This is a genomic window from Corallococcus sp. AB032C (assembly GCF_003668935.1).
GTDB classification, from domain to species: Bacteria; Myxococcota; Myxococcia; order Myxococcales; family Myxococcaceae; genus Corallococcus; species Corallococcus exiguus.
In genome coordinates this window covers 168,586-187,520 of the sequence record NZ_RAWP01000006.1, presented here as the reverse complement: position 1 = coordinate 187,520, position 18,935 = coordinate 168,586, and the positions used below count along the sequence as shown (strand labels likewise).

Sequence of the window (18,935 nt, the reverse complement as noted above, 5' to 3'; positions counted from 1 at the left end):
CCCTTCAGGCGTTTTCGTCCCCGAGCCCATGGCCCTTCCCGCCCGTCCCTCCCCGACTCCCGTCCTCGCCGCCATCGATGTGGGCACCAACGCCGTGCGCCTGGAGCTGGCCCGCCCGGACGCCGAGGGCTCGCTTGAGACCCTCCACCAGGAGCGAGACCCCATCCGCCCCGGCGAAGGCGTCTTCACCACCGGCGAGATGCCCCCGGAGACGGCCGACCGCCTCCTGTCCACCCTGCGCCGCTACGCCGCCCTCTGCCGCCGCCACAAGGCCCAGGTGCGCGCCGTCGCCACCAGCGCCCTGCGCGAGGCCCGCAACCAGCAGGACATCGTGCGCCGCGTGCACGAGGAGGCCGGCCTGGAGCTGGAGGTCGTCAGCGGCAAGGAGGAGGCCCGCCTCATCTGCCTGGGCGTGCTGCACAGGAAGCCCGCCAACACCCGCTCGCTCCTCGTGGACATCGGCGGAGGCAGCACGGAGGTCGCCATCGCCACTGGCGAGAAGCCCGACGAGCTCTGGAGCCTCTCCCTGGGCTCCGTGCGCCTCACGGAGGTGTTCGACACCGCGCGCGCCGTGACGCCCAAGCAGCTGCGGCTGATGCGCAGCTTCGTGGAGGAGACGCTCCACAAGACGCTCCCGGAGAAGCTCCCCGCCCTGCCCCGCGTGGCGCTGGGCTCGTCCGGCACCATTGGCGCCGTGGTCGGCTTCGCCGCCGCGGACAACGGAGGCAATGCCACCGTGCGACAGCTCACCCAGACCGTGGAGGCCCTGGCGAAGATGCCGCCGGAGCGCCGCCGCAAGCGCTTCGACCCGCGCCGCGCGGACATCATCGTCTCTGGCGCCGTCATCCTGGAGGGCGTCGCGCGCCACCTGGGCGTGGAGTCCGTCAGCGTCGTCAACCGCGGCCTGCGCGACGGCCTGCTGGTGGACCTGCTCTACCGCCAGGACGAAACGCGAGAGGACCACAGCCTCGCGGACGCGGCCATCGTCATGGGCCAGCGCTTCCGCTTCGACGAGAAGCACGCCCGCCAGGTGGCCCGCCTGTCCCTGGCCCTCTTCGACGGCCTGGCCTCACTGCACCAGCTGCCCCTGTCCGTGCGGCCGCACCTGGAGGTCGCCGCGCTGCTGCACGACATCGGCACGGCGGTCAGCTACGAGCGCCACCACCGCCACACGTACTACCTCATCCACAACGCGGACATCCCGGGCCTCGCGGACCGCGAGCGTGAAATCATCGCGCGCGTCGCCCGCTACCACCGGCGCTCCCCGCCGGAGCTGTCCCACTCCGGCATGGCCGGGCTCACCCCGTCCGAAGCGCGCCGCGTGCGCAAGCTGGCCACGCTGCTGCGCCTGGCGAACGCGTTGGACCACAGCCACCACCAGCCCATCCGCGACTTCAAGGTGACGGACGGCCGCGAGGCGGTGACGCTGCACCTGCACGCCCGCCAGGCCCTCGACCTGGAGCTGTGGAACGTCGAGCGCGAGGTCGCCTCCTTCCGCAAGGTGTTCGGCAAGCGGCTCGCCATCCAGGTCCACTCGACCGGGCGATAGAGCCACTGCCTCTCCGCCCGCTCTCCAGTGGAGGGAGCGCGGCGCCGGTCCTGCCCGGCCCCACCTCCGTGCCCAGAGTCCAGACGAACGGGTCCCGTGTGCCTTCGCGAAGGCGCCGTGGGCCTTCACGTCTTTCGAGGCCCTGGCGGGGCAAGGAGCGGAACATGAAGGCAGTCGTTTTCCATGGCATCGGGGACATCCGGCTGGACGACGTCGCGGAGCCGAAGCTGAAGGAGCCCACGGACGCCATCATCCGGCTGACCGCCAGCGCCATCTGCGGCACGGACCTGCACATGATCCGCGGCACCATGGCGGGCATGAAGCCCGGCACCATCCTCGGCCACGAAGGCGTGGGCGTCATCGAGGAACTGGGCAAGGACGTGCGCAACTTCAACGTGGGCGACCGCGTGGTCATCTGCTCCACCATCGCGTGCGGCAACTGCTCGTACTGCCGCGCGGGCTACTACGCCCAATGCAACGACGCGAACCCCAACGGCCCCGCCGCGGGCACCGCCTTCTTCGGCGGGCCGGAGATGACGGGTCCCTTCGACGGCATGCAGGCGGAGAAGGCGCGCATCCCGCACGCGGCGGTCACCATGGTGAAGGTGCCCGAAGGCGTCACCGACGACCAGGCCATCATGGTCTCCGACATCTTCCCCACGGGCTACTTCGGGGCGGAGATGGCGGAAATCAAACCCGGTGACACCGTGGCGGTGTTCGGCTGCGGACCGGTGGGCCTGTTCGCCATCGTGAGCGCGAGGCTCCTGGGCGCGGGCCGCGTCTTCGCCATCGACAGCCACGAGGACCGGCTGGCGCTCGCGAGGGCCCAGGGCGCGGAGGTCATCAACTTCGAGCAGGAGGACCCGGTGGAGACGCTCAAGCGCTTCACGGCGGGCATCGGCGTGGACCGGGCCATCGACGCGGTGGGAGTGGACGCGCAGCACGCGCACCACGGCCCGGCCGCGAAGAAGGCCAAGGCGGAGAAGCCCGAGTTCAAGCGCGAGGTGGAGCATGTCGCGCCCAAGCAGAATCCGGACGGCGACAACTGGGTGCCCGGCGACGGGCCGTCCCAGGCCGCGCAGTGGGCGGTGCAGTCGCTGGCCAAGGCGGGCACGCTGTCCATCATCGGCGTGTACCCGCAGACGATGACCGCTTTCCCCATTGGCGAGGCGATGAACAAGAACCTCACCCTGCGCATGGGCAACTGCAACCACCGCAAGTACATCCCCAAGCTGCTGGAGCTGGTGCGCTCCGGCACGGTGGACCCCACGGCCATCCTGAGCCACGTGAAGTCCATGGCCTCCGCCATCGACGCGTACCGCAACTTCGACCTGCGCAAGCCGGGCTGGGTGAAGGTGGAGCTGGAGCCGGGCGCTACCCTCCAGTGAGGCACTGCTTGATTCCGCATGTCCATGGCGTGTCTCTCCTTGAGGAATGGATGGCGGATGGGTGCCGACAAGATGGCATGGGCGCCAATGCGTTGGCAGAATGCCAGCGTATGAGCGAAGAGGACCTTCCAGGCAGGCTGGCGCGCAACCTGAGGACGCTGCGGGAGACGCGAGGGGCCACACAGGTGCAGCTCGCGAAGCTTGCGGGCGTGCCCCGGGCCACCTGGGCGCATCTGGAGTCCGGCGCGGCGAACCCCACGCTGTCGGTGCTGCACCGGGTGGCGGGGGCGCTGCAGGTGTCACTGGAGGAGCTGCTGGCCCGGCCCAAGGCGAGCGCCCGGCACTACCGGCGAGACAGCCTGCCGATGAAGCAGCGCGGCGCGGCCTTCCTGCGCAAGCTCCTGCCGGATCCACTGCCGGGCATGGAGTTCGACCGGATGGAGCTGCCGCCCAAGGCGCGCATCACCGGCGTGCCCCATACACCCGGCACGCGCGAGTACCTGGCCTGTGAGGCTGGGACCCTCGCGCTGGTGGCCAGCGGCGAGCGCTTCGTGTTGGAGGCCGGAGACGTCGTCGTCTTCCGGGGAGACCAGAAGCACTCCTACGAGAACCCCGGCGCGCGCACGGCGGTGGGCTACTCCGTCGTGCTGCTTGCACCGTCGCTGTGAATCTTCAGCAATCCTCAACCAGCAAAACCAACAAAACAAGAACTAGCAGTTAAAATAGATTGACAATCTTCACCCCTCGCAGCCTGCTGGACCCAGTCCTTTCACCTGGGGGGTTGTGTGAAGAAGTCTGTTCTATCCGTCCTGCTTTCATCCCTATTGCTGAGTGCCTGCGGCGCTGAGGTCCCCGCCGCGCCCGTCGCGACCACGGCCGCGCCCATCGCCACGCAGACCGCGCCGTCGAAGAATCCCCGCCGGTTCGTGCCGGGACAGGCCATCGTGAAGTTCAAGGGCTCCGACAGGGCCCTGACGGACGCCGAGCTGCCTCCGGTCCGGGGCTTCCGTGCCCAGCTCGTCCAGCCTCTCTCCAGCGGCGCGGTGGTGGTGTCGCTGGAAGCGGAGGCGCGGTCCGCCGCCACCTCCATCGCGGAGGAGGAGGCGCGCACCCTGGAGGCCATCGCGGAGCTGCGGCGGAATCCAGACGTCGAATACGCGCACGAGAACCTCTACATGGAGTTCTTCGCCACGCCGACGGACCCGCTGTACTCACAGCAGTGGAACTACCCGGCCATCAACCTGCCCACGGCCTGGAACAGCGTCACCGGCAACGTGAAGATCGCCGTGCTCGACAGCGGCAGGCTCGACCATCCGGACCTCAGCGGGGCCTGGACGACAGGGTATGACTTTGGACAGGGGGACGCGGACCCCTACGACACGAACACCTACCACCACGGCTTGCACGTGGCCGGCATCCTCGCGGCGCGCACGAACAACGGCGTGGGTGGCGCGGGCGTCTGCTGGGGCTGTCAGCTCATGCCCGTCAAGGTCTCCACTGCCAGCAACGGCGTCCTTCTGTCCGCGGTTGACGAGGCCATCCGGTACGCGGCGGACAACGGCGCGCGCGTCATCAACATGAGCTTCGGGACGGCCTACAACCCCAACGCCCCCACGGCCGTCTATCCCTGCGCGAACTACCCCGACATCCAGAGCGCGGTGACCTACGCCGTCGGCAAGGGCGTGGTGGTGGTCGCCGCCGGTGGCAACGACGGCGTGGCGGGCCTGCTGACGGCGAACATCACGCCTGCCTCCTGCACCGGCGTCATCGCCGTGGGCGCCAGCACGCAGGCCGGTGCGCGGGCGCCGTGGAGCAGCGGCGGCTCTCGCGTCGACGTCATCGCTCCAGGTGGCACCGCCAGCGCCGGCTTCTACGGCCAGGGCATTGGCTGCCCCGCCGACCCCAACACGGCGGACCCGTACAGCGGCACGGACCAGGTTCTCTCGGCCTGGGCCATTGGCAAGCCGGGGGCCACGCTGCTGGCGGGTGACTACTGCCACCGCTACCTGAGCGGCACCTCCATGTCCTCTCCGCACGTCGCGGGCCTCGCCGCGCTCATCCTCTCGCAGAAGCCCTCGATGACGCCCGCGCAGGTCACCGCGCGCATCAAGTCCACCGCGACGGCGGTCTCCGGCTGCGGGAGCAACTGCGGCACCGGCCGCATCAACGCGGCGGCGGCCATCTACACCAACCTCCCGCCCCGCCCGGACAAGGGCCCCTGGTACAACCCCGCGCGCTCCGGCAACGGCCTGGACATCCAGCACCTCGCCTCCGACCAGATCCACGTCACCTGGTACACGTACACGTCCGCGGGCGTGCCCATCTGGTACCAGGCCTTCCTCTTCGCGGAGCCCGGCGAGTGGCGGGGCGATCTGATCAAGACCACCTGGACAGGCTCCAGCGCGACGTTGTCCGTGGTGGGGACGATGCGCATCACCTACAGCAGCGGACTGTGGCGCTTCTACTGGACGCTGGGTTCGCTCTCCGGCAACGAGCCCATCCAATTCCTGGCGTTCGGTAGCGGCAGCTCCGTGATGAACCTGAATGGCCTCTGGTACAACGGCGCGGAGCCCGGCTGGGGCGCCAGCTTCAACACGCAGGGCAACACCCACGTCGTCAACCTGACCGTCTACCAGGGCAGCAACCCGGTGTGGCTGCAGGGCGTGGTGAGCAGCACCTCCACGTCGCTGAGCTTCCCGATGGCGTACATCACCGGCACGAACCTCTGCCCGGGTTGCACCGGAACGACGTCGACCTCGGCGACGGCCGCGGGCACCTTCACCGTCAATGGCTCGGCGGGCAGTCCCGGTGGAATGGCGGCATCCTCCGCGGTGAGCTTCCCCGGCGGGACGTGGAACCGGCCCTCCTTCACGCTGAACCGCCTGACGGGGCCATAGGCAGCGTCCTCCGGAAGGGTGACGGCGGCATCCTGTCGATGCCGCCGTCATGCCGGACCGGAGTGTCCTCACTTCCAGGAGGCAGACGATGCGCGTGGCTGTCGTGGCGCTGTTCGCGGCCTTGCTGATGGTGGGCTGCGCGGGCGTGCAGGCTTCCTCCACGAGAGGGAGTTCACGGGCCTTCCGACAGAGCGCCTCGCATGCATCGGATGAGTCCGGCGAGGAGCCAGGCAGTCAACGACTCCACCGGGGTCAACCTGTCCGCATGCCGGTGGGGACGGTCATCCTCGCACCTTCCGGGAAGGTCTCCCGGCAGGCCCTGGAGATGGGCCTGCTGGACGTGGACGCCTTCGAGAAGTTGCTGGTCCGCGCCGGGCTGGAGGACGTGGACGAGCTGCCCCTGCGCCGCAATCCCTTCACGCCAGACGACGCAGTGGAGGTGCTGGGCCGGCTGATGGAGAAGCCGGTGACGCTCGGAACCTTCCCGCCGCGCATGGTGGCGGGGTTCCTGTTGCGGGAGGTGTTGGAGCGCGGCGAGGTCTCCCGCGAGGAGCTGGCGCGGCGGGTGACGCGCTTCGCCCGCGAGCAGGTGGCGGTGCTGCGGCCAGATGGGTACCTCGCGTGGGCGCTCAATGGGCGCACACAGCAGAAGGTCGCGCCCATCGCGTGGAGGAACGGCGCCTTCCGCGCGGGCAACTTCGAGCTGGGACGCTTCTACAGCGGCAAGGGCGGGGTCTTCCGCCCGGTCGATGCGCGACTCCAGGCGTCGGACTCAAGGCCGCTGGCCGAGGTGTACGACGACGCGGACGTCGTCAACCGCTCACTGGATGGCGCGGAGGACGCCTTCGTGGAGCTGTACCACGCGCTGGGACAGGTCCTCTCCCGCCCCGCGGACAGCATCGCGGGACTGCGCCATCTTCCCGCGGGCATCGTGGCCCTCATCGCGTCGTCGCCCCAGTACTGGGAGCGGTTCCAGTACATGACGGCCGGCGAGCAGATCCGCGAGACGGCCCGGCTGGCGACGAGCGTCGTCGCCATCTGGGGCGCGGCCTCGGCCACGACGCGGACACTGAAGGGGCTGGCGTCGGGTATCGACGCCACGGTGCCCGTGCTGTCGCTGTCAGCGGAGGGCGCGTTGGTGCTGGAGCGCATCTCGGTCCCCGTGGGACGCACGGCGGCGGTGTTGAGCGGCGGCCCTGGGGCAGCCATCATCCTCCAGCGAGGCGATGATTCAGGCTCGGGAGATGGAAGTGGTGGAGGTTCGACACCGAGCGGGCCAAAGGGCTATTCGTCCTTCAAGTCGTTCAAGCGGGCCATGGGGCCGGCGGGGAATGGGAAGGAGTGGCACCACGTCGTGGAGCAAACCGACGGGAACGTTGCGCGCTTCGGGCCCCAGGCGCTCCACAACGTGGAGAACGTCATCCCGCTCGACAAGGAACTTCATAACTCGGTGAGTGCGTTCTATTCGTCGCACCAGCATCGGATCACAGGCTCGACGTCGCTGACCGTCCGGCAGTGGCTGAGGACCCAATCATTCGAAGCACAATGTGCATTCGGGCTGCGTGCCATCGAGAACATTCGGAACAGGCTATGGTGACGAAAGACCTTCAGAAGCTTGTCGCGAAGTTCGAGCAGCATGCAGCGGCACAATCAGAGGCCATCATGCGGGGGGACGCGAAAGCCGCGAACAAGCACGCGAAGGAATCAATTGCAGCGTTCCAACGGCTGAGGACCCACGGAGATGTAGGACGGGACGCGCTCGCAACCCTCTTCACCCATCCGCGCATGGATGTTCGAACGGCAGCTGCGGCACTGCTCTTGCGGTATCGCACCGCCGAAGCCAAGGCCGTGTTGGAAGAAGCTGCGAAGGGCAAAGGGCTGATCCCCTTTGAAGCACAGGAAGCCCTGAAGCGCTGGGAGGAAGGAACCTGGTCCCTGGACCCTGCTTGAGAAAATGGCTCAGCACCCACTCGTTCGAATCTACGTAGAAGCAGCGGAACTGCACGGACAGGCGTCCGTCGAAGGCAAGCACCGGGCTGCCAATACTCAGTACGCCAGGCTCATCACCGCGTGGCGGGAGTTACGAGCGCAGGGAGAGGACGGACGTTCGGCCCTGACGGGCCTGCTGCAGGACAACAATCCTCGCGTTCGTCTCTGGGCTGCATCCCATGCCCTGGAATTCGCTCCCGTGCTCGCGGAGGCGGAACTGGAGCGGCTGGCCCAGGGCCCCGCGGGCGTGGTGAGACTCGACGCCGAGATGACGCTCAGCGAGTGGCGGGCCGGGAACCTGAAGTTCACGGAGGACTGAACATGCCCATGCTGAGCGCACGCCGTCTCGACTCAAACCTTTAAAGTCCAAATTTAATGGACTTTTAAAGTCCATGACGTCCAGACTCCCGGATGGCGCCGCCGCGCCGAGCCCTGCCCCCGAGGAGTTCATGCCCACGCCCCCATCTGACAGCGATCCGGCGCGCTCCCGGGTCGCACCGTTCCGCCACCCCCTACCGCCCACGCCCCACCGGCCCCGGCCCCTCTTCACCATCGAGGGCGTCCGCTACGAGGCCATCCGCGAACTGGTGCGGATGCAGACAGGAGAGGTGCTGATGCTCGCCCGCCGGTTCCCGGAGCGAGGGGACACCCTGCCCGGGCTCTGCTTCGTGCGGCGGCTGGCCAATCCCTCCACCACGCCACGTCGCACGCGTCTGGGAGCGGAGATCCTGCTGGCCTTCCGGCTCCGTCACCCCGCCATCGCCCAGGTGTTCCATCGCAAGGTGCACCAGGACTCGCTGCACGTGGTCATGGAGTACGTCGACGGTCCTTCATTGGAGACACTGGTGAGCGCGAGCGTGGCGCGCGGCCAGCCCGTCTCCGAGTCCTTCGCCCTCTACGTGGGAGCGGAGCTGGCCGAAGCGCTGCACCACGCGCACACGCTGGCGGATGATGCGGGCAAGCCCCTGGGAATCATCCACCGCGACGTCAATCCCCGGCACGTCTACGTGGGGATGCACGGCGAGGTGAAGCTCGTGAACTTCGGAGCGGCTTATTCGGTGGTCATCGGGCGCGAGGAGTCACCCGCGAGCCTCGTCCGAGGTGACGTGGCCTATGCCTCTCCCGAATACCTGGAGCGGCAGACACTGACGCCACGCTCGGACGTCTTCAGCCTGGGCGTATTGCTGGTGGAGCTCTTCACCAGCAAGCATCTCTTCGACGTGCAGGACGTGCCCCGGCGGCCTGAGGGACTGCGCCCGTTGCAGGTCGAATTCCTCCCTTCCCTGCCACTGACGCAGATGCGGGTGTTGCTGGCCTGCTTCGGCCCGGCGGAGGTCGAGGCGGCGGTGGGACCGCTCTCACCGGATGTGAAGCAACTGCTGCACAGGGCCCTGCGCTCCGAGCCTGAAGAACGGTTCGCCACCGCCACGGACCTGCGCGACGCCCTTCGCTCGGCCCTGGCCCGACGGCATCCGGGCTACGGTCGCCAGGAGGCCGCGGAGGAAGTCGCGCGGTTGCTGGCGGAGGGCCGCGTGCTCCGGGACGTGGTGGAGTTTGGCGAGGGCGGCCTCTTCGAGGAAGGCATGGAGGAGGAGTAGCGCCTCAACGCGCCAGGGCGGAGGCGACATGGAGGAGTGCGTCCAGTTTCTCCGCGTCCAGCTTGCGCGCGAGGTGCAGCAGGCGTCGCAGGTCCGGCGCGTCGCCGTCTTCCCGGGGCGACGGCTTCTTCGCCCCCTTGCGCACCTCGCCCGCCGGGGTCAGGCCCAACAGCGTTTCAGGGGAGACGCGCAGCTCCTGGCAGAGGCGATAGAGGGACGGGACGCTGGGCAGCATCTTGCCGCGCTCCAGGCGGCTGTAGACGGGGTGTACCAGTCCAATGCGCTCGGCGACTTCGGCCTGCGTCAGTCCCAGATGCTCGCGGGCGGCGCGCGCCGCCGTGCCAATGGTGATGCCGAGTTCTTCATTCATGGAGGGCGCGCAGCGTATCCGAGATATGCGCTGGGGCCCCTCGGGCCTTCGCGAGGAGGCCGCATGCGCGAGACACATGAACCTGGAATGAGGACGCCATGAGGCCACCCCCCGCCATCCTGGCACCCGGGGCGGAGGTGCTGGGCTACACGGTGGAGCGCCAGCTGGGTCAGGGCGGCTTCGGCACGGTGTACCTCGCGCGCAACGCGGGACAGCCATTCGCCTTGAAGCTGCTGTACCTGCCGCGTGCCGGCGAGCGGGTGGAACGGGAGGTCTCCATCCTCCTGAAGCTTCACCACCCCCACGTCGTGGGCCTCCAGGGTTACGGGCTGTGGCCCCCACGCGAGCCGCGCTTCGCGATCATCGTGATGGAGTACGTGGACGGGCGCAGGCTGGACCTCTGGGCCGACGAGGAGAATCCCTCCGCGCGCCGGGTGACGCGGGTGTTGCTGGACGTGGCGCGGGCGCTCGCCGCGACGCATGCGGCGGGGGTGCTGCACCGGGACGTGAAGGAGGCCAACATCATGGTGCGCGCCTCGGACGGCCCGGCCAAGCTGGTGGACTTCGGCATTGGCGACTACACCGGCGCGCGTGAGCTGACGGTGGACATCCTCCCGCCCGGGACGCCGGACTACCGCGCGCCCGAAGCGTGGAGGTACTTCCGGCAGTATGCCCGGGTGCTCGGGGCCCGCTACGAGGCGGGCGCGGCGGATGACCTCTGGGCGATGGGCGTGGTCTTCTACTGGCTGCTGACGGGGCGCAGGCCTTTCAATGGCGAGGACGACGCGAGCTTCATCGAAGCCGTGCTCACCCAGCCGCCCGTGCCACCACACGAGGCGAATGAGCGCGTGCCTCCTGCGTTGAGCGACGTGTGCCTGCGGCTGCTGGAGAAGACGCCCGAAGCGCGCACACCGAGCGCCCTGACCGTCGTGACCGCGCTGGAGGAACTCCTGAGGGGCGCGGACGCAGCGTGGGACGTGCCCCTGTGCGACGCGTTCGGCGAGGACACCGCGACGACGGAGAGCGAGCTGGACAGCTTCGAGAAGTGGCGGAACCGTCCCCGCCACCGGCCCCGGCGGGGCGTGCGCGCGCCACCGGAGGCGCCACCGACGCCAGCCGGAGCAACGCCGCCGGAGACGACGGCGAAGCCACGACATTCCATGCGCGCGTGGGCGGTGGTGGTGACGGCCCTGGTGTTGATCACCACGGGCGCGCTGCTGCTGCGCGGGGCAGAGGGGCGCTCAGGTTCAGTCACGCTTCGTCAGGAAGTAGCGCCCACTGACAAGTCGACTCAATCTGACCGGGCCGCGGCTCCCAACGGGACAGAGGCCATCGCCGCGGCCGTCGCACTTCCCGCGACGCTCCAGGAGGTTGCCACCACCGTGACGACGCAGACGCCAGAGACTCCCGCCCTTCCACCCTCCTCGAAGCCAGCGAAGAAGGTCCGGAGCGTCATGACCCGAGCTGCGGGCATGGCCACCTGCACTGCGTTGCTGGGATGCCCCGGTACGCAGGTACGTCCACCTCCGCCGCCGGAGCCCTGCCCGGTGGGGGCAGCGAAGGCCATGAAGGAACGGGGCGTCCGTACTGGGGACAGTCACGGAGCCGTCTTCGTCTTCTCCAGTCCGCAGATCATTCGGGTCCACGAAGGCCCTGCTCAGGTGATCCTGGTCGGCCCTTGGAATGATCTACCGAGCAACACTGAGCTGTCAGGCCGGCTCATCGTGAGGGACCGCGTCTATGGGCGCCTGACGTGGGCGACAACGCCGAAGGGTGACAGCTTTCCGGTGTGCCTGGACCTCCTCTCGGAGGAAGGAGACCGGGGAATGGCGAGGGAGCCTGGAGACGACTCCCCCACGAGTGCCCGCATCTACACGACCGCGGGTGTGAAGGCGGTACGTGAGTTCGAGTAGTAGGGATTGCCTGGGAGAAACCGCCGAGTGCCCTCTTCATCCACCGTCGTACTCCTGGGACTCCTGTTCACAAGTGCGGCGGCGTTCGCGCAGTCCGAGGTCCTGGCCTCCGGCCCGGGCGCACGCCGCATCGAACTGAGTCCAGACGAGAGTCCTTCCGCCTCCGAAATCATGATCAGCGCGGGCCTCTCCACGGGCTTCTATTTCGATTCGGACCTGAGGCGGGACGGAATGGAGCTGGAGGGAAGGGAGCGCTTCTCCCTGGTGGACATGGGGCAGGCCACGCTCCGCTTGATTCCGTCCTCGCGCGTGGTTCCAGGCGAGCGTTTCCGGCTGGTCGTGCGCTTCAAGGACGGTGCGGCACCGGTGAGCGCGACCTTTCTCCTGCGGGTGCATCCCGCGAAGGCGGAGCCCCTCGTCGAAGTCTATCGCGGGACACGAACGCTCGAGACCTATCAGCAGGAGGTCCAAGAGGTTCGCGCGGAGCTGGCGCGATGCCAGGAAGAGAACTCCCGGCTGGTGGCCGAACATGAGGCCCCCAGCGGGCTGACGGGTCTGCTCGCCACCCAGGCCCTTGATAAGAATGGTGTGACCGCACGGACCGTGACCAAGGACATCCATCCGTCTCATGACGATGCTCTGGCGGCCATCCTCGTCACGACCTACCGCACCAAGGGGGCTGTTGCCGTGGTCGTCCAGTTGGCGACGAAGGCAGGCGCACGCCCCTGGAGCACGAAGGGAGCAACGCTCCGGGGCAAGACCGGAGCGGAGTTGAAGGTCCTCCGCGTCTGGCAGCAACAGCTCATCCCCCTGGGTGAGGCCCGAAGCATCGTGGTCGAAGCCGAAGCTCCTGATGATGGTGTCCAGGGACCGTGCTCCCTCAAGCTCTGGGAGGACGGACCGCGCACCATCACGCTGGGCAACGTGACGTTTCCATAATCACAGCTGCGTTTGGGCTCCGCGCAATGGAGAGCATTCGGAGACAGACCATGGTGATGGAAGACCTTCAGAAGCTCGTCGCGAAGTTCGCACAGAACGTGGCCGCCCAAACGGACGCCATCTGGCGAGGCGACGCGAAGACCGGAAACAAGCACGCGGACCGATACATCGCGGCATTCGACCAGTTACGTGCCCTTGGGGATCCTGGGCGTGAAGCATTGGCGGTGCTGCTGACGCATCCTCGGATAGATGTTCGAACCACCGCCGCGACTTGCCTGCTTCGCTACAAGAACGCAGAGGCTCGGGCGGTGCTTGAAGAAGCGGCGAAGGGCAAGGGGCTGTTCTCATTTGGGGCGCAGCAGGCGCTGAAGCGGTGGGAAGAAGGGACCTGGTCCCTGGATCCCGCGTGAGCCAAACCACCCGCTACGCCCCACCACCCTGCCACGTCAGCATCCCGATCACGCCCACGTCCCGAGCTCCCCCCGCGTGAAACCTCCAGGGTACCGCCACGCCGAACTCCAGGGACTTCAGCGGGCGCGCCAGCAGCCCCGGTGACAGGAGCACGGTGGACGTACCGTCCTCGTCCCTCCACCCCGCCTCCACCATGGGCCGCAGCGGCCCCAAAGCCAGCACCGCGCCGGCCGCGAAGTCCGGATGCAGCTCGTTCCCCAGACCGCGCACCCCAGGCAGCTCTTCCGCCTTCAGTTGGAGGTTGAAGCCCACCGGCCCCACGTCCTGATACGCCAGCAGGTACGGCTCGAAGCCCGGGCGGAACCGGTCGTCCGTCATGTCGCGCGTGGCCTCCAGGTCCATGCCCACGCTCAGCGTGAAGCCCCGCCGTCTGTCATTGACCAGCGCCAGCCCGATGCCCGCCTCCGCCGTGTCCAGCCCTCGCGGATCCTCCGGCGTCGTCAGCGCCACCTTCGCCTCCAACTGCACGCGGTCGCTCAGGCCGTACTCGCCGCGCACCGGCAACTCGAAGCGCGTCTCATCGTCCTGACGCGTCCACTCCAGCCCCGTGCCCAGTTCCACCTGCCCCCGCTGCTGCGGTGGCGCTCCGTCCCCCAGGAAGAACTCCTGCACCCGCCCCTGCACCCCTTCCGCCGCCACCGCCGGCACCGAGAAGAGGCCCAGGAGTCCCACCGAGACGAGCCACCGTCCGTTCGCCATGCCCGTACGGTGGACACGGCCCTCATGCCCCGGGGCCTCTCCGCCGTGCCCGCCACCGCTCGGCTGCCCGCCTGCTTGGGGAACAACTCAAAGCGCTGGGCCTCCGCGTGGGGGCTTGCATCACCGTGCGTGAGGGTGGCAAGCCTGCGCTCCCACTTCTTCGAGATCAACCATGACCCTCCCCTCTGCTCGACACACCGTGGCCCTGCTGGCCCTGAGCCTCACCGCCTGTGGCGGCAAGGACGTGCGCCCCGGTGATGAGAACCCCAACCCCGTCACCGACCCCTGCGAGGAGAGCAACTCCATCGACCCGGCCAGCGGGACGTGCGCGCCCCTGCGGTTGCAGTGCGCCCGGGACCTCAGCGGCTTCAAGACCGACCGCTACGTCTGGCGCGACCGCGACTGTCGCGTGCGCTCCGTGTCGCTCGTGCGCAACGACGCGGCGGACCCCGCGGGCTGGAACGGCGGCTACATCCGCCGCTACACCTATGAGGTCGCGGGCGCCGAGCGCACCTGCGACGGCCAGAGTTCCCAGGTGCCCGGCTGGGGCATGGTGACCAGCCACCTGAAAGAGGGCCAGACGTGGGGCGCCTGGACGCAGGACGTTCGCGGCACCGGCCGCTTCGTCTTCAAGGGCGCGCACCACGCGCTGCACGAACTGAAGTGGCCGCTGTCGCTGGATGGCCGCGTGGTGCAGGTGACCGTGCAGTACCTCTTCGCCACCGGACGGGACCACCCGCTGTATGCCATCACCCACGACGCGTCCGGCTTCCCCGCGAACCAGATTGAAGCCGACGTGCGCTCGCCCTACGGCGACCTCGCCTTCGACGGCAACGCAAACACGGACATCGCCGGCCTGGGCTGGGGCGACCGCTATCGCTTCGTCACGCTGTCCTCCCCCGTGACGATGAACACCGGCTGGGACTACCGCGAGCCCAACGTCGTCCCCTACACGCGCATGTGGACCGCCGCGCCGGACGCGGAGATGGGCGCGGTGCAGACCCAGACGTGGGAGCAGAAGCCCGCGGGCGGCTACTGGCTGTATCCGGAGTGGGGCACGCGCCACGCCAACGGCCCCATGCCCGTGGACTACAACTGGCCCTACCAGCTCAACCAGTACGAGCTGCCCTCCGTCACCAACTCCCACCGGCTCGCGTGGGGCAGCAACTTCGGCGCGGTGGGCCTGTCGCAGTATCCGCGCCTGGGCGATGACGGAGTGATGCTCTCCGGCCACCCCTACCAGAGCTACTCCGTCTTCATGGTGCTGGGCACGCACGCGGCCAGCCCCGTGCTGTCGCTCGTGTCGGAGGTGGAGGCCTGGCAGGGCGTGAAGCTCACCGCCTCCGAGGGCACCGTGCGCACGCGCGGCCCGGGCGGCGTGGGCCGGACCGACTCCGTCACCTATGACGTCGCCGGGTACAACCCCGTCTACGCCACGTGGGAAGCGGACGCCGCGTCCAACCGCGTGACGCTGGCGTTCGACACCGCGGGGCGCACGCTCGCGCGCCCCATGGTGGTGGTGCATGGCTACACCGCCGCCACGGCGCCGACGACGGTCACCCTGGACGGCAAGACGCTCACCGCGGACACGGACTACTTCGCGTCCGTGGATGCGGAGGGCAAGGCGCTCTGGCTCACGCTCCAGCGCGACCTGAAGGGCGCCGCCACCCTGAAGGTGGAGTAGCTCCACGCACGGGACAGGCCCCTGGCACCCTCACGAGTGCCCGGGGCCTTCCCTTCAGTGCTTCACGTTGGAGCGTCAGTCCGCGGAGCCGCTGCCGCCGTAGCCCTGCGGGGCCTCCGAGCGCAGCCGCTGCCACTCGGCGCGGGCGTCCTGCTCCACGCGCTTCTGCTCGTCCACGCGGCGCCGGGCGTCCTCCACCTCGCGATGGGTCTCCGCGACGACGGACATGAAGTTCGCCTCGGACATGTTCTTGGCGCGCACGTCCCCGCTGCGCTCCAGCGCCTTGAACTGGGCCAGGTTGAGCTCCGAGTCCGCCACCTTCAGCTCCGCGGCGCGCAGGTCCTTCTCCGCCTTGGCGGTGTCCGTCTTGCGGTCGTGCCAGGCCACCTCGGCGTCCGCGGCGACGCGCCCCGCCTCCGCGCCCTGGAGCCTGGACTGCGCCTGCGCGATGGGGCTCCGCTGACCGGTGGCCTCGGCGGCCTTCACCGCGGCCTTCTCCGCCTCCATGCGGCTCTTGGCGGCGTCGCCATTGCGGCGGGCCACTTCCGAGGCGCGCTCGGCGTCACGCACCGCCACCTCGGCGCGCGTCACGTTGTCGGCGGCCTTGGTGCGGGCCAGCTGCGCGTCACGCACCTCACCCAGCTGGTCCTCGGGGACGCGCGCCATCATCGCGTCGTCTACTCGCGCGGCCTTCGAGCTGCCGCAGCCGGCGAGGAACGCCATGGACGCCCCCAACGCCAGTCCCACCACCCAGTGACGCTTCGTCCTGTTCTGGAACATGTTCTCGATCCCCCGTCCAAAGATGACTGGGGAAGAACCTAGACACGCCCCCGTCACCCGACAGGTGCCACGGACGCCGCCGTTGCCTCTGGAATCCGCCCGCGACCGGGCCGGCCGAGGAGCAGGCAGGCTGGGCCCCATTTCCTCTCCGCGCCGTTGCCGTCCCGCACTTTCGTCACGGGGCATGTCCCAACCCGGACGGGGTGCGTGTCTCAAGGTCGCGCGAACGACGCGCCACCAGGGAGAGGGACCACATGAAGCGAACCGGATGGGGATTCGTACTGGGGACGAGCTGCGCGCTGATGGTCGCGGCCTGCGGCGCCGGCACCGAGGACTTCGAAAACCCCGAGGGCACCGAGTCCGTGAAGATGAGCATCTCGCTCGCGGGTGACGCGTGCGGCGTCACGTCAGCCGCGGCGACCGTGAGCGCGCAGGACCTCCCGCCCTCGTACCCCCAATCCCTCTACGTGGGGAACGGCTACATCGAGGGCTACCTGAGCAACATCCCTGTCGGGCCCCGGCGCGTCGTGGAGGTGAGGGCCTACAACCGGGCGGGGCTGGAGGTGTACGCCGGCAGCACGGCCGTGGACGTGTACCAGGGCTCCGTGGCGTACGCGCAGCTCCAGCTGAAGCGCAATCAGCAGAACTGCCCGGGCACCGGGACGGGCGACATCTACATCATCGGCACGCTGGAGGGCACCGGTCCGTCCCAGGACGCGGGCTACGACGCGGGCCCCGGTCCGTTCGATGCGGGGCCGTTCTACGACGCAGGCAGCGCGTTCGACGCGGGCAGCGCGTTCGACGCGGGATAGAACGCGTGGAGGCGTTGTAGCGCTCAGGTGCCCCGGCCGTAGAACCACGCGGTGAGGGCCAGGCGGGTCGCGTGAGCGGGCATCACCTCGTGCTCCAGCCGCTCGCTCAGGAACACCACCAGGCGGTCCAGCGCCGGCGCCACCTCCACCGGGGCGCCGGTGTCCTCCGGGAACAGGCGCAGCACGCCGCCGTGCTCCGGCGTCCAATCGGCGTTCGCGTACCAGATGGCGGTGAGCCGGCGATTGAACTGGCCGGGGAACGCGTCGCGGTGGCGGGCATAGTGCGCACCGCCGCCGGGGTAGCAGGCGAGCTGCAAATCGAAGCGCCCCAGCCCCAGGTACGCGCCCGAGGACACGGCCTCTCCCAGTGACTGGAAGCGAAGCCACAGGGCTTCGAGTTCAGGGGCGGCGCCGGGCAGCACCCATTCGATGTGGTCGCCACGCACGGACGTATCGAGCGCATGGTCCGCGCCGCGCCGGATGCCCGCGGGCTTCAGCGTCCCGGCCTCCACGCGCGCGAGCGCCGCGGCCCGCACCTCCAGCGCCCGCGCCTCGCCCAGGAAGCCGTCCCGCACGAAGTACCCCTGTGAGCCCAGGGCCTCCACCTCCGCGTCCGTCAGCTCCACCGTGTGTCACTCCTTCGCGAGCGCCTGTCCGGAAGCCCGCGTCCGACACGCTGCCCCAGGACGCCCCCGTTCCGGAAGCGGGTAGACTTCCCGCCCATGGCGAAGAACGTCTCGCGAGCCCTCTCACTCTTCGCAGCGGTCGCGCTCGGCGCGCTGGCGGCCTGGGTGCTGCTGCGTCCCGCGTCCCCCCGGCTGCCGGACACGGCGGCGGTGGTGGAGCAGATGCGGGAGGTGGCCCGGCTGGAGACGCTGGACGTGTCCCTCTACAAGAAGGTCACGTTCACGCCGGAGCCGCAGGCCACGGACGCGCTGTGGAAGGACGTGCTGCTCTGGGCCAGCTACACGCTCCAGAACCCGCACGGCCGCGCCATCGTGTTCGCGGACGCGCACCTGGGCTTCGACTTCCAGCGCTTCGACGCGAGCCACCTGCGCGCCGTGGGCACGCGCGTGGACGTGCTGCTGCCTCCGATGCAAGTGACGGTGGCCTTGCGGCCCGGTGAAACGGAAATCATCGACTCCAACCTGGACAGCGCGCAGACAGCGCAGCTGCTGGAGAAGGCGCGTCTGGCGTTTGAAAAGGAGGTGCGGCAGGACCGGCGCCTCCAGGAGAAGGCGCGTCAGTCCGCGGAGCGCTCGCTGCGGGGGCTGCTGCTCACGCTGGGCTTCCGTGAGGTGCGGTTCGTGGAGACCTTGCCGGTGGGGAGCGCGGGATGACGGAACGGTTGGAGCTACTCCAGGGAGACATCACGCGCGTCACGGCGGACGCGATCGTGAACGCGGCGAACTCCGGACTGTCGGGTGGCGGCGGCGTGGACGGGGCCATCCACCGCGCGGCGGGGCCGGAGCTGCTCGCGGAGTGCCGCACCGTGGGCCGCTGTCCCACCGGAGAGGCCCGCATCACGAAGGGCTACCGGCTGCCCGCGGCCCACGTCATCCACGCGGTGGGTCCTTCGTGGTGGGGCGGGGACCGCGACGAGGACGCGTTGCTGGCCTCGTGCTACCGGAGCACGTTCGCGCTGATGGAGCAGCACGGGCTGCGCACGGTGGCGTTCCCCGCCATCTCCACGGGCGCCTACGGCTTCCCCATTGAACGGGCCGCGCCCATCGCCCTGCGGGAGATCCGCGCGGCCCTGGCGCGGCGGCCGGAGCTGGAGCGCGTCACCGTGGTCCTCTTCAGCGAGCAGGACTTGAAGGCGTATCAGCGGGCGCTCGGCGCGTAG

Annotated in this window: 19 protein-coding genes; 15 read left to right on the top strand and 4 right to left on the bottom strand. The window is 69.2% G+C overall.

The genetic code is table 11. The annotated features are described in order from the left end of the window. Nucleotides 1-28: 28 nt before the first annotated feature. The 8 genes from D7X99_RS04230 (at nucleotide 29) to D7X99_RS04195 (ending at nucleotide 9,421) form a co-directional block, all read left to right on the top strand. Complete coding sequence (locus tag D7X99_RS04230; RefSeq protein WP_121776577.1) at nucleotides 29-1,549, top strand: Ppx/GppA phosphatase family protein; 1,521 nt, start codon at nucleotides 29-31, stop codon at nucleotides 1,547-1,549. 164 nt (nucleotides 1,550-1,713) lie between these two features. Then, the gene (locus tag D7X99_RS04225; RefSeq protein ID WP_121776576.1) at nucleotides 1,714-2,937 is read left to right on the top strand and encodes a zinc-dependent alcohol dehydrogenase; all 1,224 of its coding nucleotides are present in this window, start codon (nucleotides 1,714-1,716) and stop codon (nucleotides 2,935-2,937) included. A gap of 110 nt (nucleotides 2,938-3,047) precedes the next feature. Further along, nucleotides 3,048-3,605, top strand: coding sequence for a helix-turn-helix domain-containing protein (locus tag D7X99_RS04220; protein ID WP_121776575.1), 558 nt, complete (start codon nucleotides 3,048-3,050; stop codon nucleotides 3,603-3,605). Nucleotides 3,606-3,722: 117 nt separating this feature from the next. Continuing rightward, nucleotides 3,723-5,834 (top strand): S8 family serine peptidase, encoded by a 2,112-nt coding sequence (locus D7X99_RS04215; RefSeq protein ID WP_147476019.1) that lies wholly within the window; start codon nucleotides 3,723-3,725, stop codon nucleotides 5,832-5,834. An 88-nt stretch (nucleotides 5,835-5,922) separates the two neighbouring features. Further along, the gene (locus tag D7X99_RS04210; protein ID WP_147476018.1) at nucleotides 5,923-7,431 is read left to right on the top strand and encodes a hypothetical protein; all 1,509 of its coding nucleotides are present in this window, start codon (nucleotides 5,923-5,925) and stop codon (nucleotides 7,429-7,431) included. Then, a complete protein-coding gene (locus D7X99_RS04205; RefSeq protein ID WP_171805560.1) occupies nucleotides 7,425-7,784 on the top strand; it encodes a DUF2019 domain-containing protein in 360 nt (119 codons plus the stop codon). Before D7X99_RS04210 ends, D7X99_RS04205 begins: the two co-directional genes overlap by 7 nt. A gap of 4 nt (nucleotides 7,785-7,788) precedes the next feature. After that, nucleotides 7,789-8,142 carry a DUF2019 domain-containing protein gene (locus D7X99_RS04200; protein WP_121776571.1) on the top strand — a complete coding sequence of 118 codons (354 nt, stop codon included), beginning with the start codon at nucleotides 7,789-7,791 and terminating at the stop codon, nucleotides 8,140-8,142. A gap of 73 nt (nucleotides 8,143-8,215) precedes the next feature. Next, entirely contained in the window at nucleotides 8,216-9,421 is a 1,206-nt protein-coding gene (locus D7X99_RS04195; protein ID WP_233613077.1) for a serine/threonine-protein kinase, read from the top strand. Nucleotides 9,422-9,425: 4 nt separating this feature from the next. Here the strand turns inward: D7X99_RS04195 and D7X99_RS04190 are convergent, their stop codons facing one another. After that, nucleotides 9,426-9,791, bottom strand: a complete 366-nt coding sequence (locus tag D7X99_RS04190) for a helix-turn-helix domain-containing protein (protein ID WP_121776569.1) — start codon at nucleotides 9,789-9,791, stop codon at nucleotides 9,426-9,428. Between the two features lie 98 nt (nucleotides 9,792-9,889). On the opposite strand from D7X99_RS04190, the gene D7X99_RS04185 reads away from it, so the two are divergent. Genes D7X99_RS04185 through D7X99_RS04175 form a run of 3 tightly spaced genes read left to right on the top strand, consistent with a single transcriptional unit; the run spans nucleotide 9,890 to nucleotide 13,053 of the window. Next, on the top strand, nucleotides 9,890-11,704 hold the full coding sequence (locus D7X99_RS04185) for a serine/threonine-protein kinase (protein ID WP_121776568.1): 1,815 nt from the start codon (nucleotides 9,890-9,892) through the stop codon (nucleotides 11,702-11,704). A gap of 27 nt (nucleotides 11,705-11,731) precedes the next feature. Continuing rightward, the gene (locus tag D7X99_RS04180) at nucleotides 11,732-12,643 is read left to right on the top strand and encodes a DUF2381 family protein (protein WP_121776567.1); all 912 of its coding nucleotides are present in this window, start codon (nucleotides 11,732-11,734) and stop codon (nucleotides 12,641-12,643) included. Between the two features lie 50 nt (nucleotides 12,644-12,693). Continuing rightward, the gene (locus tag D7X99_RS04175) at nucleotides 12,694-13,053 is read left to right on the top strand and encodes a DUF2019 domain-containing protein (protein WP_121776566.1); all 360 of its coding nucleotides are present in this window, start codon (nucleotides 12,694-12,696) and stop codon (nucleotides 13,051-13,053) included. A gap of 13 nt (nucleotides 13,054-13,066) precedes the next feature. Here the strand turns inward: D7X99_RS04175 and D7X99_RS04170 are convergent, their stop codons facing one another. Then, nucleotides 13,067-13,813: a hypothetical protein gene (locus D7X99_RS04170; RefSeq protein ID WP_121776565.1), complete on the bottom strand. Its 747-nt coding sequence runs from the start codon at nucleotides 13,811-13,813 to the stop codon at nucleotides 13,067-13,069. A gap of 172 nt (nucleotides 13,814-13,985) precedes the next feature. On the opposite strand from D7X99_RS04170, the gene D7X99_RS04165 reads away from it, so the two are divergent. Next, nucleotides 13,986-15,497 carry a hypothetical protein gene (locus D7X99_RS04165; RefSeq protein ID WP_121776564.1) on the top strand — a complete coding sequence of 504 codons (1,512 nt, stop codon included), beginning with the start codon at nucleotides 13,986-13,988 and terminating at the stop codon, nucleotides 15,495-15,497. A gap of 75 nt (nucleotides 15,498-15,572) precedes the next feature. Here D7X99_RS04165 and D7X99_RS04160 read toward each other — a convergent pair whose 3' ends face one another. After that, the gene (locus D7X99_RS04160; protein ID WP_121776563.1) at nucleotides 15,573-16,277 is read right to left on the bottom strand and encodes a hypothetical protein; all 705 of its coding nucleotides are present in this window, start codon (nucleotides 16,275-16,277) and stop codon (nucleotides 15,573-15,575) included. 254 nt (nucleotides 16,278-16,531) lie between these two features. Between D7X99_RS04160 and D7X99_RS04155 the strand changes: the two genes are divergently transcribed. After that, nucleotides 16,532-17,089, top strand: coding sequence for a hypothetical protein (locus tag D7X99_RS04155; protein ID WP_147476017.1), 558 nt, complete (start codon nucleotides 16,532-16,534; stop codon nucleotides 17,087-17,089). A 23-nt stretch (nucleotides 17,090-17,112) separates the two neighbouring features. On the opposite strand, the gene D7X99_RS04150 is transcribed toward D7X99_RS04155, so the two are convergent. Further along, entirely contained in the window at nucleotides 17,113-17,715 is a 603-nt protein-coding gene (locus D7X99_RS04150) for a 2OG-Fe(II) oxygenase (protein WP_121776561.1), read from the bottom strand. Nucleotides 17,716-17,811: 96 nt separating this feature from the next. Between D7X99_RS04150 and D7X99_RS04145 the strand changes: the two genes are divergently transcribed. Together D7X99_RS04145 and D7X99_RS04140 are read left to right on the top strand one after the other, a co-directional pair. Next, the gene (locus tag D7X99_RS04145) at nucleotides 17,812-18,429 is read left to right on the top strand and encodes a DUF4230 domain-containing protein (RefSeq protein WP_121776560.1); all 618 of its coding nucleotides are present in this window, start codon (nucleotides 17,812-17,814) and stop codon (nucleotides 18,427-18,429) included. After that, nucleotides 18,426-18,935: an O-acetyl-ADP-ribose deacetylase gene (locus D7X99_RS04140; protein WP_121776559.1), complete on the top strand. Its 510-nt coding sequence runs from the start codon at nucleotides 18,426-18,428 to the stop codon at nucleotides 18,933-18,935. Before D7X99_RS04145 ends, D7X99_RS04140 begins: the two co-directional genes overlap by 4 nt.

Bases quoted from the DNA above. Each gene is read 5' to 3' on its own strand.
- D7X99_RS04230 (WP_121776577.1), top strand. From the start codon at position 29: ATGGCCCTTCCCGCCCGTCCCTCCCCGACTCCCGTCCTCGCCGCCATC.
- D7X99_RS04225 (WP_121776576.1), top strand. From the start codon at position 1,714: ATGAAGGCAGTCGTTTTCCATGGCATCGGGGACATCCGGCTGGACGAC.
- D7X99_RS04220 (WP_121776575.1), top strand. From the start codon at position 3,048: ATGAGCGAAGAGGACCTTCCAGGCAGGCTGGCGCGCAACCTGAGGACG.
- D7X99_RS04210 (WP_147476018.1), top strand. From the start codon at position 5,923: ATGCGCGTGGCTGTCGTGGCGCTGTTCGCGGCCTTGCTGATGGTGGGC.
- D7X99_RS04205 (WP_171805560.1), top strand. From the start codon at position 7,425: ATGGTGACGAAAGACCTTCAGAAGCTTGTCGCGAAGTTCGAGCAGCAT.
- D7X99_RS04200 (WP_121776571.1), top strand. From the start codon at position 7,789: ATGGCTCAGCACCCACTCGTTCGAATCTACGTAGAAGCAGCGGAACTG.
- D7X99_RS04195 (WP_233613077.1), top strand. From the start codon at position 8,216: ATGACGTCCAGACTCCCGGATGGCGCCGCCGCGCCGAGCCCTGCCCCC.
- D7X99_RS04190 (WP_121776569.1), bottom strand. From the start codon at position 9,791: ATGAATGAAGAACTCGGCATCACCATTGGCACGGCGGCGCGCGCCGCC.
- D7X99_RS04185 (WP_121776568.1), top strand. From the start codon at position 9,890: ATGAGGCCACCCCCCGCCATCCTGGCACCCGGGGCGGAGGTGCTGGGC.
- D7X99_RS04175 (WP_121776566.1), top strand. From the start codon at position 12,694: ATGGTGATGGAAGACCTTCAGAAGCTCGTCGCGAAGTTCGCACAGAAC.
- D7X99_RS04170 (WP_121776565.1), bottom strand. From the start codon at position 13,813: ATGGCGAACGGACGGTGGCTCGTCTCGGTGGGACTCCTGGGCCTCTTC.
- D7X99_RS04165 (WP_121776564.1), top strand. From the start codon at position 13,986: ATGACCCTCCCCTCTGCTCGACACACCGTGGCCCTGCTGGCCCTGAGC.
- D7X99_RS04160 (WP_121776563.1), bottom strand. From the start codon at position 16,277: ATGTTCCAGAACAGGACGAAGCGTCACTGGGTGGTGGGACTGGCGTTG.
- D7X99_RS04155 (WP_147476017.1), top strand. From the start codon at position 16,532: ATGAAGCGAACCGGATGGGGATTCGTACTGGGGACGAGCTGCGCGCTG.
- D7X99_RS04145 (WP_121776560.1), top strand. From the start codon at position 17,812: ATGGCGAAGAACGTCTCGCGAGCCCTCTCACTCTTCGCAGCGGTCGCG.
- D7X99_RS04140 (WP_121776559.1), top strand. From the start codon at position 18,426: ATGACGGAACGGTTGGAGCTACTCCAGGGAGACATCACGCGCGTCACG.